General features: G+C 72.7%; 16 protein-coding genes and 1 tRNA gene. 12 read left to right on the top strand and 5 right to left on the bottom strand.

From position 1 onward, the window contains the following. Window positions 1-28 precede the first annotated feature (28 nt). Genes ACZ4U1_RS39750 through ACZ4U1_RS39760 form a run of 3 tightly spaced genes read right to left on the bottom strand, consistent with a single transcriptional unit; the run spans window position 29 to window position 2512 of the window. Window positions 29-1423, bottom strand: a complete 1395-nt coding sequence (locus ACZ4U1_RS39750) for a hypothetical protein (RefSeq protein WP_467909058.1) — start codon at window positions 1421-1423, stop codon at window positions 29-31. A 6-nt stretch (window positions 1424-1429) separates the two neighbouring features. Continuing rightward, entirely contained in the window at window positions 1430-2188 is a 759-nt protein-coding gene (locus ACZ4U1_RS39755; RefSeq protein ID WP_467909059.1) for a hypothetical protein, read from the bottom strand. Window positions 2189-2239: 51 nt separating this feature from the next. Then, window positions 2240-2512: an ABC transporter permease gene (locus tag ACZ4U1_RS39760; protein ID WP_467909060.1), complete on the bottom strand. Its 273-nt coding sequence runs from the start codon at window positions 2510-2512 to the stop codon at window positions 2240-2242. Window positions 2513-3053: 541 nt separating this feature from the next. Here ACZ4U1_RS39760 and ACZ4U1_RS39765 point away from each other — a divergent pair. The 11 genes from ACZ4U1_RS39765 to ACZ4U1_RS39815 all read left to right on the top strand — a co-directional run bounded on the left by ACZ4U1_RS39765 (window position 3054) and on the right by ACZ4U1_RS39815 (window position 12276). Further along, entirely contained in the window at window positions 3054-5255 is a 2202-nt protein-coding gene (locus tag ACZ4U1_RS39765) for a sensor histidine kinase (RefSeq protein WP_467909061.1), read from the top strand. Between the two features lie 92 nt (window positions 5256-5347). Beyond that, window positions 5348-5782 (top strand): roadblock/LC7 domain-containing protein, encoded by a 435-nt coding sequence (locus ACZ4U1_RS39770; protein WP_467909062.1) that lies wholly within the window; start codon window positions 5348-5350, stop codon window positions 5780-5782. Window positions 5783-5784: 2 nt separating this feature from the next. Further along, window positions 5785-6156, top strand: coding sequence for a DUF742 domain-containing protein (locus ACZ4U1_RS39775; protein WP_356160802.1), 372 nt, complete (start codon window positions 5785-5787; stop codon window positions 6154-6156). Next, on the top strand, window positions 6134-6733 hold the full coding sequence (locus ACZ4U1_RS39780; protein ID WP_467909063.1) for a GTP-binding protein: 600 nt from the start codon (window positions 6134-6136) through the stop codon (window positions 6731-6733). The genes ACZ4U1_RS39775 and ACZ4U1_RS39780 overlap by 23 nt, the downstream gene beginning before the upstream one ends. Window positions 6734-6794: 61 nt before the next feature. Further along, the gene (locus tag ACZ4U1_RS39785; RefSeq protein ID WP_467909064.1) at window positions 6795-7370 is read left to right on the top strand and encodes a GAF domain-containing protein; all 576 of its coding nucleotides are present in this window, start codon (window positions 6795-6797) and stop codon (window positions 7368-7370) included. Window positions 7371-7534: 164 nt separating this feature from the next. Next, the gene (tdh, locus tag ACZ4U1_RS39790) at window positions 7535-8563 is read left to right on the top strand and encodes an L-threonine 3-dehydrogenase (RefSeq protein WP_467909065.1); all 1029 of its coding nucleotides are present in this window, start codon (window positions 7535-7537) and stop codon (window positions 8561-8563) included. A gap of 65 nt (window positions 8564-8628) precedes the next feature. Next, the gene (locus ACZ4U1_RS39795; RefSeq protein ID WP_467909066.1) at window positions 8629-9822 is read left to right on the top strand and encodes a glycine C-acetyltransferase; all 1194 of its coding nucleotides are present in this window, start codon (window positions 8629-8631) and stop codon (window positions 9820-9822) included. Window positions 9823-9852: 30 nt separating this feature from the next. Then, a complete protein-coding gene (locus tag ACZ4U1_RS39800) occupies window positions 9853-10755 on the top strand; it encodes a LysR family transcriptional regulator (RefSeq protein WP_467909067.1) in 903 nt (300 codons plus the stop codon). A gap of 46 nt (window positions 10756-10801) precedes the next feature. Next, on the top strand, window positions 10802-11368 hold the full coding sequence (locus ACZ4U1_RS39805; protein WP_467909068.1) for a helix-turn-helix domain-containing protein: 567 nt from the start codon (window positions 10802-10804) through the stop codon (window positions 11366-11368). Next, window positions 11365-11886, top strand: coding sequence for a GNAT family N-acetyltransferase (locus tag ACZ4U1_RS39810; protein ID WP_467909069.1), 522 nt, complete (start codon window positions 11365-11367; stop codon window positions 11884-11886). Before ACZ4U1_RS39805 ends, ACZ4U1_RS39810 begins: the two co-directional genes overlap by 4 nt. Before the next feature lie 30 nt (window positions 11887-11916). Then, window positions 11917-12276: an MmcQ/YjbR family DNA-binding protein gene (locus ACZ4U1_RS39815; protein ID WP_467909070.1), complete on the top strand. Its 360-nt coding sequence runs from the start codon at window positions 11917-11919 to the stop codon at window positions 12274-12276. A gap of 24 nt (window positions 12277-12300) precedes the next feature. Here ACZ4U1_RS39815 and ACZ4U1_RS39820 read toward each other — a convergent pair whose 3' ends face one another. Next, window positions 12301-13224, bottom strand: a complete 924-nt coding sequence (locus ACZ4U1_RS39820) for a transketolase family protein (protein ID WP_467909071.1) — start codon at window positions 13222-13224, stop codon at window positions 12301-12303. Window positions 13225-13246: 22 nt separating this feature from the next. Beyond that, the gene (locus tag ACZ4U1_RS39825; protein WP_467909072.1) at window positions 13247-13954 is read right to left on the bottom strand and encodes a transketolase; all 708 of its coding nucleotides are present in this window, start codon (window positions 13952-13954) and stop codon (window positions 13247-13249) included. A gap of 124 nt (window positions 13955-14078) precedes the next feature. Between ACZ4U1_RS39825 and ACZ4U1_RS39830 the strand changes: the two genes are divergently transcribed. After that, window positions 14079-14152 (top strand) — tRNA-Pro (locus tag ACZ4U1_RS39830). Window positions 14153-15120 lie beyond the last annotated feature (968 nt).

The raw sequence follows: 15120 nt of genomic DNA on the forward strand, positions 1-15120 counted from the left end.
CGCGGAACGGACCGTGCGGCCCGGTGGTCTACGCGGCCCGGTGGAAGAAGAACGGATCGATGGACGTCGGCACCCGCGCCAGGCTGTCCAGGTCGAGCAACTGGTGGTGCACGAAGTCGGCGTGGCGCTGATAGGTCACACCCTCCGGGAAGTTGGCCAGGTCGGGGGTGTTGTTGCCGCAGAACACCCCGTAGAAGTCCCGGCCCACGGTGAGCAGCCGGATGTAGTCGCCCAGGTACGGCAGGAACTGTGCGGCGGGCACGCCGGCCGGCGCCTGATGGAGCACGTGCCGTTCCGGCGCGGACTGCCAGTCGTCGGCCGTCAGTTCCAGCGCGGTCACCCACTGCCGCTGCTTGAACTGCTGGCAGGCGAGCCCGAGCAGGGAGTCGGTGCTGACGGCCAGCGCCGGGTTCTTGGCGTCGGTGACGGTCCGGACGTCCGACGACCAGGTCTGCCCGCGGTCGGTCGAGTGGCGCACGTGCAGGGTGCAGCCCATCTGGCTGCCGACCCGGTCGCACCAGGCCACCCAGACACTGGCCGAGTCCGTGGGGTCCACCGCGATCGACAGATCGCCGCCGAGGCGCTCCTGACCCATGAACGCGTTGAACCGCTCGGACCGCCTCGTCACCACGCGCTGGCCGATGACCGAGTCGTCGGCGTCCTTGAGGTCCTGGAAGGCGTCGGCGCCGACGCCCGCGTCGTCGTCGCGGGTGACGACGACGTCGAACGTGACGTTCACGATGTCGCCCCCGCCGGGGGCCGCGTCCGTCCAGCTCTCGAAGGCCGCGTACACCGTGCCGTCCGGGTGCAGCGCGGTGCGCACCGGCGGCCCGTCCTGGCCGGCGGGGGTGCGCTGTTCGACGGTGTTGCGGCGGAAGCCGGCGGGTGCCGCGGACGTACCGGTGTCGCCGGAGACGTCCACGGCGGCGGACCTCGGGCGCACCCCCAGGTCGTTGCTGGAGACGTACACGCGGTCCTGCGCGCCGCCGTTCACCCGGACGGTGCCGGTCTCGACCCACGGCTGGTCGACCCGGTCCCGGCTGACCAGCAGCTCCATGGGCGCCGCCGAGGCGATGTCCGGCGAGCGCAGGATCTGCATGCGGAGGATGTCCTGCAGGGAGGCCTCGGCGTTGAGGATGCCCGCGTACAGGGCGCCTCCCTCGGACGCGAAGCCGACCGAGATGTCGCCGGTGCCCAGCTCCGCGGTCCCGCCCGGCACGATGCTGCGCATCACCCAGGTGATCCCGCCGTCGGTCGACACGTAGACCGGGGCGAGCGATCCTCCCATCGGGTCGGGGGTGAACGCGGTCGCCACGATCTCCTGCGGGTTCTGCGGGTTGACGGCGAGGCTGGGTTCGGCGTCCTGGGTGCGGTCCCCGCTCAGTGCGACGGGGGTGATGTTGACGACTGTGAGCATGGGCATGCCCGGTCACCTCCGTGCTGCCCGCAGTGTGTCGAGCCTCTGCGCCGGCTGGTAGTCGTCCGGGTGGAGGATCTGGAAGGGCGCCCATGCGGCCAGTGCGCCCTCGGTGGCGTGCAGGAGCCACATGCCCTGCTGCGAGGCCTGTGGCTTCGGGGCGTCGTACCAGCGGAAGTCCCGGCTGTTGGGATACAGCACCATGAGCCGGCCCGGAGGTATGTCTCCTTGCTCCACGTGTCCCACGTCGATTTCCGCCAGCCACCAGTCGGGGGCGTGCTCCGAGACCCGTTCGCCCGGCGCGGCCCCGCTGTCCGCCTGACGCAGACCTACGACGACGCCGACCACGACCGCGTCCGCCTCGTCGGCGTGCGCGACCATGGCCTCGTCCCGCAGGTCGCGTTCGACCGCCGTGAACGGCATGGCGTCGGCGGTCCTGGTCCAACGGGACACATGCGCCTGCACGGCGTCGGCGGGCAGCCGGCCCACCTCCCTGACGGCGAGGCCCTCGCCGTAGACCGCCCCGTCGGTGAAGAACGCCGCCGTGTCGCCGACGGCCGGCCGGTCGAACTCGTCCGACAGCTGCACGGTGACCTCGCTGCCCGCGAGCCGCTTCAGCGCGTCGGGTGCGTGCAGCACCTCGGAGACCCGGATCACGGCGGTGCGGTCGTCGGCCGGGACGCTCGCCACGCGTGAGTCGCAGAGCCGTACGACCGTGCCGAGGAAGGACAGGGGGGTCTTCCGGACGAGTTCGCTGAGGTCTTCAGGCATCGGGTCCTCCCTCTTCGACGGGGTCCTCCCTCTCGCCTCAGCCCGGTGCCGCTAACGCGGGGAGTGCGCGGCAGCCGGGTGGGCGCGGCGCCATTCGAGGCGCGCGCCGAGGACACACAGCGCGGTGAGCAGTGCGGTGACGACGACGATGAGCCATTCCACCGCCCCGCTCCCGGCGTCCGGATCGACGCCGAAGACGAGTTCGATCCAGTCGGGCCGGATCAGCGTCGCGAGGAAGAGCAGTCCGGACAAGCTGCCCAGTCCGGCTTCCACCCAGAAACGCATCCGCACCGGGCCCGGTTCGTGCAGCGCGCGGAAGGCCATGGGGCCTCCCCTCTGTGCCGGGCGGCGTCCGCAGTACACCTACGGAGCACGCGTACCTCGTACACCAGTGTCCGCTCGGCCCCCGCCCGGGTCAAGGCCAAAGCAAGCACGCTCCGTGACAATCGGGACTGCGGCGGGGCGGGGCGGAGGGGTGTGGAGCCGCTCCGGCGGCGCGGGGGGAAGGAGTCGCCGGCGGGGGAGTGGGGCGTCCGGGGATGCGGGGCGATCGGTTCGCCGTTCCGTTCGCGACTGCTTCTGAGCAGGTGAGATCGGTCCTACCTCGGATCTGATCGCACACTGAGCAGTGGTCATCGGACTTTCGTACGAGGCCTCATACCAGAGCGGGACGCTGCTCGGGAGACTTTGTCAACTGCCCACCGCACATGATGCTCAGGCAACTACTGTGAGTGTCCGTCGGGCGACGCGCGGCCGGACCCCGGTCCCGCCGGCCGACGCCGCGATGACGCGCGCCCGCAGCCACGCATGCCCGCAGCGCGCACCACAGACGACACAGGCCCGACGGACCAGTACGAGGACGCAGATGTCTCACCTCCGAGCACCGGCCGCCCGCGCCGACCGCCGCGAGGGCGGCCGGCACGGGCGGCCGGTCGCGCGACCCGCTCCCGCACTGCCCGAAACCCATATACGGCCCCAGCTCATGCGGCTCGCGGTGCTGCCGCCCCTCGCGGTCGCGCTCAGCGCAACCGCCGCGGTGATCTTCAGCATCCGCTCCAGCGGCGCACGCACCGGTCCCGTGCTGTGGGCCGTGCTCGCCGGAGCGGTCACCGTGACCGTCGCCGGCATCCTGATCGCCGCCGTGGCCGCCGACCGCGCCGCCCGCTCCGTCGCCGACCGCGTCGACGCGCTCCGCCGCACCGCCGCACGCGGCGAGGCCGACCTGCACGCCCTGGTCGACGCGCTGCGCCAGGGCGAGGCCCCGCCGCAGCGCGGCCCGCGCCGCCGGCCGCCCGCGGACGCCGACGACTTCGAGCTGCTCGCCGCCGACCTGGCCCGCGCGTACGACGGCGCCGTCACCGCCGTCGTACGGGCCGCCCAGCTCTCCAGCCAGACCGGCAGCGAACAGAAGCTGGAGGTGTTCGTCAACCTCGCGCGCCGGCTCCAGTCGCTCGTGCACCGGGAGATCTCGATCCTCGACGACCTGGAGAACGAGATCGAGGACCCCGACCTGCTCAAGGGCCTCTTCCACGTGGACCACCTGGCCACCCGCATCCGGCGGCACGCCGAGAACCTCGCCGTGCTCGGCGGCGCCGTCTCCCGCCGGCAGTGGAGCAACCCGGTCAGCATGACCGAGGTGCTGCGCTCCGCCATCGCCGAGGTCGAGCAGTACTCCCGGGTCAAGCTCGTCCCTCCCATCGACGGCGAACTGCGCGGCCACGCCGTCGCCGACGTCATTCACCTGCTCGCCGAACTCATCGAGAACGCCACCGTGTTCTCCGCCCCGCACACCCAGGTGCTGCTCCGCGCCAACCTCGTCACCTCCGGGCTCGCCGTGGAGGTCGAGGACCGCGGGCTGGGCATGCCCGTCGCCGAGCAGGACCGGATGAACGCCCTGCTCGCCGACCCCGACCAGGTCAATGTCGCCAGCCTGCTGGCCGACGGCCGCATCGGGCTCTACGTCGTGTCCCAGCTCGCCCGCCGGCACAGCATCCATGTGCGGCTGCAGACCAACATCTACGGCGGAGTGCAGGCCGTACTCGTCGTCCCCCAGGTGCTGTTGGGCAACGCGCCGGGCATGCCAGGTACGGCCGCGGGGACCGCCGGGACCGCTGTGCCACCGCCCGCGCAGGCGGTGCAGGCGGTGCAGGCGGTGCAGGCAGTGGAGGGCGGGGGTGCGCCCGGAGCCGGGGGTGCCGCCGGGACCGAGGGCGTCGGCGGAACCGGGGGTGCCGCCGGGGGCGAGGCCGAGACCGGGGACGGCTCCGAGGCCGGTCCGGGCGCCGGGCGACGGCGGCACGCCCAGCGCGGATCCGGGCGGCGTGGGACCGAGAGCGGTGCGCGCGGACGGCACGGAACCGCCCCCGCCCCGCTGCCCGTGCGCGGCGCCCAGGAGGCGCGGCCCACCCCCGCCGACGCCGTGCCCGGCATCAGCGCCGAGGACCGGGCGGTGGTGGAGGCGCACTCGGGTGTCCTGCCCACGCCGCGCGTCGGCACGGTCCGCGGCACCATGGACAAGCCCCAACTGCCCCGCCGGCGCGCCCAGGAGCACATCGTCCCCCAGTTGCGCGGCGGCCCCGCACCCCGCCAGGACGCCGGCACCGTCGCCGGCCACGACCCCGGTCTGATGGCCGCCTTCCAGCGCGGCATCGGCCTCGCCGAGGCCCAGCAGTCCCTGGAGTCCGAGCACCAGACCCCGGAGTACGGGACTTCGTCGGCGTACGACACCTCGGGGTACGGCGCCCACCTCCCGGCCGCCGCCCCCGACCCCACCGAGCCGACACGCGCACGCCCCGAACACGGCGGCGGCCCGGAACCTGTTGGCCCCCCACACCAGGGCGCGTACCACACGGGACCCGACCACATGGACCCGGCCCACATGGCCTCGGCCCACATGTCCCGTACAGACATGTCCCGCGAAGACATGTCCCAGGCAGACATGTCCCGCCCAGACACGTCTCACGAAGACATGTCCCCCGCCCCCATACCCCAGACGCACGCCTCCGCGCCCGCGCCCGACGGCGTCCACGGCACCGGCCGGTCCGAGGGGAGCGCCCCGGCCGGATGACCGCCCCCGCACCCGTACGCCGTAGCTACACCCCCACCCCCACCCCCAGCGCTCCCGCGCAGATCTTCGTACCCCCAAGGAGTCGATCCACCATGGCGAGCGATGCGCCGACCGTCCACGCGACCGACCTCGACTGGCTGCTGAGCGGCCTCGTGCAGCGCGTACCGCACACCACCAGCGCGGTGCTCCTGTCGTGCGACGGACTGGTGAAGTCCGTCCACGGCCTGGACACCGACAGCGCCGACCACATGGCGGCCCTGGCCTCCGGCCTGTACTCCCTCGGCCGCAGCGCGGGCGCCCGGTTCGGTGACGGCGGCGACGTCCGCCAGCTGGTCGTCGAACTCGACGCGACCCTGCTCTTCGTCACCACCGCCGGCTCCGGCACCTGCCTCGCCGTGCTGGCCGGCCGCGAGGCCGACGCGGCCGTGCTCGGCTACGAGATGGCGATGCTGGTCAAGAGCGTCCGCCCCTACCTGGTGACCGCGCCCCGGCAGCACGCCGTCGAATCCACGGCGACGAGGCCTTGAGCGTGGCCGCAGCCGGCGACGGGCCCTGGCTGGACGACGCGGCCGGGCGGCTGGTGCGGCCGTTCGCGGTCAGCAACGGCCGGACCAAGCCCAGCATCGCCCTCGACCTGATGTCGCAGGTGATGGCCACCGGCGTCACCCCGCTCGGCTACCTCGGCCCCGAGCACGCCCAGGCACTGGACCTGTGCCGCGCGCCCGTCTCGGTCGCCGAGGTCGCCGCCCAGCTGAAACTGCCCGCCGTGGTCACCAAGGTGCTGCTCTCGGACCTGGTCGACTGCGGTGCGCTGACCACCAAGCCGCCCGTGTACCACCACACTCCCACTGACCGGTCTCTGCTGGAGGCAGTGCTCGATGGACTACGACGACAGCTCTGACCCGTTCCCGACCGCGCTCAAGATCCTGGTCGCGGGCGGGTTCGGGGTCGGCAAGACCACCTTCGTGGGCGCGGTCAGCGAGATCGCGCCGCTCAGCACGGAGGAGCTGCTCACCACGGTCAGTGTCGGCACGGACAGTCTCGACGGCGTCGAGAACAAGATGGAGACCACGGTCGCCATGGACTTCGGCCGGATCACCCTCGACCGGGAGCATGTGCTGTACCTGTTCGGCACACCCGGGCAGGAGCGGTTCTGGTTCATGTGGGACGAGCTGTCCGAGGGCGCGCTCGGGGCGGTGATCCTCGCCGACACCCGGCGCCTTCAGGACTGCTTCGCCGCCGTGGACTTCTTCGAGGAGCGCGGACTCGCCTTCATCGTCGCCATCAACGAGTTCGACAGCGCCCACCGCTACGACCCCGACGAGGTGCGGGCCGCCATCGACCTCGACCCGGAGATCCCGGTGGTGCGCTGCGACGCCCGGATCTCCAGCTCCGGCGTCCAGACCCTGCTCGTCCTCGTGCGCCACCTCCTCGCCCACGTCCCGGCGACCGCGCCCAGCCACGGCGCCCACATGTGATCCCGTACTACCGCCCACGGAGCCGCTATATGAGGAACGCCCACAGCGACGGAGCCCGGCCATGAGCTACGAGCCGCCCCGGCCGGTCCGGGGTCTGCTCCTCACCCCCGAGGACAAGGAGGCCCCCGCCCGCGTCCACCGGCTGCGCCGACTCGGCCTCGCCGACCGGCCCGACCCCGTGCTCGACGCCTTCGCCGCCCACCTCGCCCAGCTCACCGGCGCGCTCTACGCCATGGTCAACTTCATCGGCGAGGAGCACCAGTTCTTCGCGGGCCTGAGCGCTCCCGCCATCGCCCCGGTCGTACGGGACGACGGCAGCAGGGCCGAGATCGGCCGGGTGCTGCCGCGCGACCATGGCTTCTGCCCCCATGTGGTGGTCCGCCATAAGGCGCTCGTCCTGGAGGACGTCCGCGACTATCCCCGGTTCGCGGGCAACCCGGTCGTGGACGAGTACGGCATCCGCTCCTACCTCGGCGCCCCGCTCATCGACAGCTCCGGCATGGCGCTGGGCACCGTGTGTGCCGCCGACACAGCGCCCCGCGCCTGGGGCAGGCCGGGCCTGGAGACCATCAAGGCGCTCGCCGCCGATCTCGTCGTACGCCTGGAACGCAGCGCGGCGGACGGCCTGCCACTCTGACACGCGAGGAGGGTGTGTAGGAAAGCTGAGGCGCCGGTTAAGAAAAGCTCGATGGACCCCGGCCCGCGCATACGGCAGATTGCAGGGTGATTCCACCCCTCTGACCCGGTGCGGGCTTCTCACGTCTGCCCGCGGGCCGGGCCTCACCCACAGGAGCCGTAGCGTTGAAGGCGCTGGTCAAGCAGAAGGCGGAGCCGGGACTCTGGCTGACGGACGTCCCGGAGCCCGCCATCGGCCCCGGTGACGTCCTGATCAAGGTCATGCGGACCGGTATCTGCGGCACCGATCTGCACATCCGGGCCTGGGACGGCTGGGCCCGGCAGACCATCCGCACGCCTCTCGTGGTGGGCCACGAGTTCGTCGGACAGGTGGTCGAGACCGGGCGGGACGTGACCGACATCCGCATCGGCGACCGGGTCAGCGGCGAGGGCCACCTGGTGTGCGGCAAGTGCCGCAACTGCCTGGCCGGCCGCCGCCACCTGTGCCGGGCCACCGTCGGCCTCGGTGTCGGCCGCGACGGCGCGTTCGCCGAGTACGTCGCCCTGCCCGCGTCCAACGTCTGGGTGCACCGCGTCCCCGTCGACCTCGACGTCGCCGCGATCTTCGACCCGTTCGGCAACGCCGTGCACACCGCGCTCTCCTTCCCGCTGGTCGGCGAGGACGTGCTGATCACCGGTGCGGGCCCGATCGGCCTGATGGCCGCCGCCGTGGCCCGGCACGCCGGCGCCCGCAACGTCGTCGTCACCGACGTCAGCGAGGAGCGCCTGGAGATCGCCCGCAAGATAGGGGTGAGCCTCGCCCTGAACGTCGCCGAGTCCACCATCGCCGACGGACAGCGCGAACTGGGCCTGCGCGAGGGCTTCGACATCGGCCTGGAGATGTCCGGCCGCCCCGAGGCCATGCGGGACATGATCGCCAACATGACGCACGGCGGCCGGATCGCCATGCTCGGCCTGCCCGCCGAGGAGTTCCCGGTCGACTGGGCCCGGATCGTCACCTCGATGATCACCATCAAGGGCATCTACGGCCGCGAGATGTTCGAGACCTGGTACGCGATGTCGGTGCTGCTGGAGGGCGGCCTGGACCTCGCCCCCGTGATCACCGGCCGCTACGGCTACCGCGACTTCGAGGCGGCGTTCGCCGACGCGGCGAGCGGCAAGGGCGGCAAGGTCATCCTCGACTGGACCGCGTAAGAGACGTACCTCCCGCCTAAGAGACGTACCTCCCCTTCCGCGCAAGCACTCTAGGAGCTTCTTCGATGTTCGACACCGTCCGTGACGACCTGCGCGCCACCCTGGACGAGATCCGCGCCGCCGGCCTGCACAAGCCCGAGCGGGTCATCGACACCCCGCAGTCCGCGACCGTGAACGTCACCGCCGGCGGCCGTCCCGGCGAGGTCCTCAACTTCTGCGCCAACAACTACCTGGGCCTCGCCGACCACCCCGAGGTGATCGCCGCCGCCCACCAGGCCCTGGACCGCTGGGGCTACGGCATGGCCTCCGTCCGCTTCATCTGCGGCACCCAGGAGGTGCACAAGGAGCTGGAGCAGCGCCTGTCCGCCTTCCTCGGCCAGGAGGACACCATCCTGTACTCCTCCTGCTTCGACGCCAACGGCGGTGTCTTCGAGACCCTGCTCGGCGAGGAGGACGCGGTGATCTCCGACGCCCTCAACCACGCCTCCATCATCGACGGCATCCGGCTGTCCAAGGCCCGCCGCTTCCGCTACGCCAACCGCGACCTCGCGGACCTGGAGGCGAAGCTGAAGGAGGCGTCCGACGCGCGGCGCCGGCTGATCGTCACCGACGGCGTCTTCTCCATGGACGGCTATGTCGCGCCGCTCGCCGAGATCTGCGACCTCGCCGACCGCTACGACGCGATGGTCATGGTCGACGACTCGCACGCCGTCGGCTTCGTCGGCCCGACCGGCCGGGGCACGCCCGAGCTGCACGGCGTCATGGACCGGGTCGACATCATCACCGGCACCCTCGGCAAGGCCCTCGGCGGCGCCTCCGGCGGTTACGTCGCCGCCCGCGCCGAGATCGTCGCCCTGCTGCGCCAGCGCTCCCGCCCCTACCTGTTCTCCAACACCCTCGCCCCGGTGATCGCCGCCGCCTCCCTGAAGGTCCTCGACCTGCTGGAGTCCGCCGACGACCTGCGGGTCCGGCTCGCCGAGAACACCAAGCTGTTCCGCAGCCGGATGACCGAGGCGGGCTTCGACGTCCTCCCCGGCGACCACGCCATCGCCCCCGTCATGATCGGCGACGCGGCCGAGGCGGCCCGCATGGCCGAACTGCTGCTGGAGCGCGGGGTCTACGTGATCGGCTTCTCCTACCCGGTCGTCCCGCAGGGCCAGGCCCGCATCCGCGTGCAGCTGTCCGCCGCGCACTCCACGGACGACGTCAACCGCGCCGTCGACGCGTTCATCGCGGCGCGCGCCGAGCTGGCGGCCTGACCAGGGCGGACGCCCTGGGATAATGGGGGCATGATCGAGGCGCGGCGGCTCCACATCCTCCGTGCGGTGGCCGACCACCGCACGGTCACCGCGGCGGCCGCCGCGCTCTACCTCACCCCCTCCGCCGTCTCCCAGCAGCTGACCGCGCTGGAGCAGGAGACCGGCCACCGCCTGGTCGAGCGCGGCGCCAAAGGGGTACGGCTCACCCCGGCCGGCGAGATCCTGCTCAGCCACACCAACGCGGTCCTCGCCCAGCTGGAGCGCGCCGAGGCCGAACTGGCCGCCTACGGCTCGGGCGAGGCGGGCACGGTCACCGTGGCCGCCTTCGCGACCGGCATCGCCCAGGTCGTCGCCCCCGCCGTGGCCCGGCTCGCCGGCTCCGCGCCCGGCATAAGGATCCGGGTCCAGGACGCGGAGGGCGACGCGAGCCTGCCCATGGTGCTGGACCGGCAGGTCGATGTCGCCGTCGCCGTCGAGTACCGTGGCGCCCCGCCGGCCGACGACCCCCGCCTGACCCACGTACCGCTCTACGCGGAGCCGTTCGACGCCGTCGTCCCGCTGGGCCACCGCCTGGCGGACGCCCCCGAGGTGCCCCTCGCCGAACTGGCCAAGGACCCCTGGATCGGCCCTTATCCCGGAAACCCCTGCCACGACGTGGTGGTGCTCGCCTGCGAGAGCGCCGGCTTCCAGCCCCGCCTCGAACACTCCTCCGACGACTTCCGCGCCGTCGTCGCCCTCGCCTCGGCCGACGCCGGGGTGGCGCTCGTCCCGCGCTCCGCGCTGCGCGGCATGGACCTGACCGGTGTGGTCGTCCGGCCCGTCGACGGCGTCGCGCCGACCCGCCGGGTCTTCGCCGCCGTCCGCCGCGGCGCCGAGGGCCACCCGCTGATCCGGCCGGTGCTTCAGGCGCTCGGCGAGGCGGCGCAGGCGTGAGGCTTCCGTAACAGTGCCGTCTCATATGCGGGATAGCGTCCCGGATATGAGAAGCGAGGACTCCGTCGATCTCCTGATCGGCGCCCGGCTGGCCGAACTGCGTGCCCAGCACGGCTGGTCCCTGGGCGAGTTGGCGGAGCGCAGCGGGGTCAGCCGGTCCACCCTGTCCCGCGCCGAACGCGCGGAGACCAGCCCCACCGCCGCCCTGCTGAACCGGCTCTGCCACGTGTACGGCCGCACCATGTCCCAGCTGCTGAGCGAGGTGGAGGCGGCGCCGGCCCCCCTGGTCCGGGCCGCCGAGCAGCAGGTGTGGGAGGACCGCGCCTCCGGCTTCGTCCGCCGCTCCGTGTCCCCGCCGCACACCGCACTGCGCGGCGAACTGGTCGAGGGCCGGCTCACCCCGGGCGCGGACATCGCCTACGACCGCCCGCCCGTGCCCGGCCTGGAACAGCACCTGTGGCTGCTGGCGGGAGCCCTGGAGGTGACCGTCGGCGAACAGACCCACCGGCTCGACGCGGGCGACTGCCTGCGGATGCGGGTCACCGGCGCGACCCGCTTCCGCTGCCCCGGCCCGGACGAGGCGCGCTACGTGCTGGCGGTGGTACGGCCATGAGGGTGGAGCGCTGGACCGGCACCCACGTGCGCGAGCGGGCCGACGACCTGGCGGAGCTGCTCACCGACACCGTGGCCGCGGGGGCCTCCGTCGGCTTCCTCGCACCGCTCGGGCACACGGAGGCGGTCGCCTGGTGGCGTGAGCGGGCAGAGGCCGCGGCCGCCGGTGAACTCGCCGTCTGGGCGGCCCTGGACCTGACGGACCGGGTCACCGGCACCGTCGGCCTGGCCTTCCCCGACAAGCCGAACAGCGGACACCGCGCCGAGCTGGTCAAGCTGATGGTGCACCGCTCGGCGCGCGGACAGGGCCTCGGCCGCCGCCTCCTCACCACCGCCGAACAGGCCGCCGCTGCCGCCGGCCGCACCCTGCTGCACCTGGACACCGAGACCGGCAGCCCCGCCGAGCACCTGTACCGCTCGGCCGGCTGGACCGTCGCCGGCACCATCCCCGACTACGCGGCCGCTCCCACGGGCGAGCTGCGGCCGACGACGCTGTACTACAAGCGGCTCCGAGGGTGACTGTCAGTGGCAGGAGCTACCTTGCGTGGCATGCCGGATGCAGAAGACGTACGCCGAATCGCCCTGTCCCTGCCGGACACCACGGAGAAGATCGCCTGGAGCATGCCCACGTTCCGGGTCGCCGGGAAGATGTTCGCCACGCTGCCCGAGGACGAGACGTCCATCGCCGTGCGCTGTCCCAAGGAGGAGCGCGACGAACTGGTGCTGGCCGAGCCGGAGAAGTTCTGGATCGCCGACCACGAGGCGCAGTTCGCCTGGGTGAGAGCGAGACTCGCCGCACTGGACGACGAGGAGGAGCTGCGGGACATCCTGGCCGACTCCTGGCGCCAGGCCGCCCCGCCCCGACTCCTGGACGCCCACCCCGAGTTGGGGCTGCCGTCCGGGGCCTGACCGCTGCTCACCGAGTCCGGGGGCTCACCGGGGCCTTGCCGTCACCCGCCCCGCGCTGAGGAAGTGGCCGATCCGTTCCCGCAGGGTGGCCGCGTCCAGGCCGTGGGCGGCGACGTGCTCCTCGATCGTGCCGTAGCGGCGCAGCTCGCGGCGGGCGACGCCGAGGCCGAGCACCCGGTGCGGCGTGTCGGCCAGCGCCTCGTTCACCGCGGCCGTGGACGTCCCCGCCAGATACGGCTCGACCAGGACGACGTCCGTGCCCGCCGCCTCCGTCGCCCGGCGCAGCCCGGCCGCGTCGAAGGGGCGTACGGTCGTCGCGTACAGCACGGTCACGTCCAGGCCCTCCGTGGCGGCGAGGACCGCGTCCAGCGTCGGGCCGACGGCGACGACCACACCGGCGCGGCCCTCGCGGACGGTCCTGAAGTGCCGCCCGTCGATCACCCGGCCCCGCCGGTTCGACTGCACGGAGAGCCGTACGTACACCTTGTCGTCACCCGCGGCGACCGCGTGGTGCAGCAGCGTCTCGGCCTCGTCCGGGTGCCCGGGCACGTGCACGGTCCAGCCGTCCAGCGTGTCGAGGAGGGCCACGTCCCCCGGAGCCATGTGGGTGAAGCCGCCGGCCGGCCAGTCGAAGGAGGCGGCGGCGCTCACCAGCACCGCCCCCGTGTCCTGGTGCCCCAGATCCAGCTTGAGCTGCTCGAAAGGCCGCTCCACGAGGAAGCTGGCGAAGGTGTGCACGACCGGCCGCAGCCCGGTGAGCGCAAGCCCCGCCGCCGCCCCGACCAGCAACTGCTCACGGATGCCGACGTTGATCACCCGGTCGGGATGCCGGCTCATGGCGTTCCGGAAGCCGTCGACACCGATCTCGGCGAGGACGACCGCGACCCGCGGGTCCTCGTCCAGCAGCCGGGAGACGACGGGGGCGAAACGGTCACGCATGGTGTCCATCGGTCAGAACCTTTCCGGGAAGTCAGGCGTTCTTCGGCTCGACGCGGGCCACGACCACATGCGGCCGGCCCGGATGCGGCGCGGTGAACGCGGCGTACAGCGCCTCGTGGTCGCGCCCGTCGACGGTCACCGCGGACCAGCCCGCGGCCTCGAACCGGGCGGCGATCCCGCCGGGCAGCGCATGGCTGGCGGAGGCGTTGTCGATCACGACGGTGTGCAGCCGGTCCAGTCCGGCGGGCCCGGCGAAGGCGATCGCCTCGTGGTTGCTGCCCTCGTCCAGCTCGGCGTCCCCGATCAGCACCCACACCGCGGGATCGGGCCGGCCCTGCGCCCGCAGGCCCAGCGCGGTGCCCACGGCGATCGGCAGCCCGTGTCCGAGGGACCCGCTGCCGATCTCGGCCCCCGGCACCAGCACCCGGTCCGGGTGGTGCCCGAGCGGGGAGTCGTACGACCCGAACCCGGGCAGCCAGTCCACCGGCACGAACCCCTTCGCGGCGAGCACGGCGTAGTACGCCATGGGCCCGTGCCCCTTGCTCAGCAGGAACCGGTCCCGGTCCGGGTCGTCCCGCCGCTCCGGAGCGACCCGGAGCACCCGGTCGTACAGCACCCACAGCACATCGAGCGTGGAGGTGGCCGCCGGGCCGTGCTTCTCGTCGCCGGTCATCAGCCCCATCAGGCGGGGCAGGTCGTCATAGCCGTACGTGCGGCTCTGTGCCGCTGCGATCGTCATACCGGCGATCTTGCAACCTCAACCAAACTTGAGGTCAACAGGGAAAGGAGCGCGCGACCACCGAGCCGAGTGCGGTATTGTTTCTCTGCGCGTTCGGCCGGGGAAACCCCAGGTCAAACGGCACCGGGACGTGGCGCAGCTTGGTAGCGCACTTGACTGGGGGTCAAGGGGTCGCAGGTTCAAATCCTGTCGTCCCGACGGGAGCATCGCTCCGACGTCGCAGGTCAAAGGGCCCTGTCTCACATCAGTGAGGCAGGGCCCTTGATCATGTTCCGGACACGCGCCTTCCCTGCCACCCGGGTCCCGGTGCACGGACCCGACATGGCCGGATCCAGCCACTCGTCGGTGGGATCGCCTGCGCGCCGGTCCCGGTGATCCCTACGGTGGGCGAGAACCGTACGGAACGTGGGGGAGAGCTGTGGAAGCGGAGTTCTTGGCCCTGGCGGGCATGGGTGCCAGCAGTCTCGTGACCCTGGCTCTGCAGGACCTGTGGGGATGGGGCAGGAGACGCTTCGCGGTGCTGCTGGGGCGGGGTGCGCCCGCGGCGGAGGCGGCGGCCGAGGAGGAACTGGAGCGGTCCCGGCGGGAGTTGCTCGACGCCCGGCGCACCGGGGACGAGGACGCGGCCGACGCCGTCGAGGAGCAGTGGGCCCAGCGGCTCCTGGATCTTCTGGCCGCCCATCCCGAGGACGGGCAGCGGTTGCGCGACGTGGTCGCGGGGACGATCGAGCGCAGCCCCGCGCCCGTCGCGCTCACCGGCATCCTGCACTACGTCAACAACGTCCCCGTCCTCCAGGCGATGAACGCCCACTGGGCGCGCTGCACCGAGGCGCGGGCGACGACCGCGATGTTCCTGTGCGGCCTGCCCGGCGTGGGCAAGCGGACCACGCTGCGCCGCTGGCTCCAGTCCCACCGGGACGACCTGCCCGGCGACCTCCTCCAGGCCGATCTCGCCCCGGACGACCGCGGACGCCCCGCCGACCCGGCGGCGATCCTGGAACGCTGGCTCGCCCAGCTCCGCGTGGCACGCGAGGACCGCCCCGCGGACCTCGACGCGAAGGCGGCCCTGGTACGGCAGCAGCTGCGGGCCCGGCCGGCCGTCGTCGTGCTGGAGAACGTGAGCAGGCTCGCCCAGATCAGGCCCCTGCTCCCGGACTCCGCCGAGC

It is taken from the genome of Streptomyces sp. NPDC028928, from assembly GCF_055564915.1.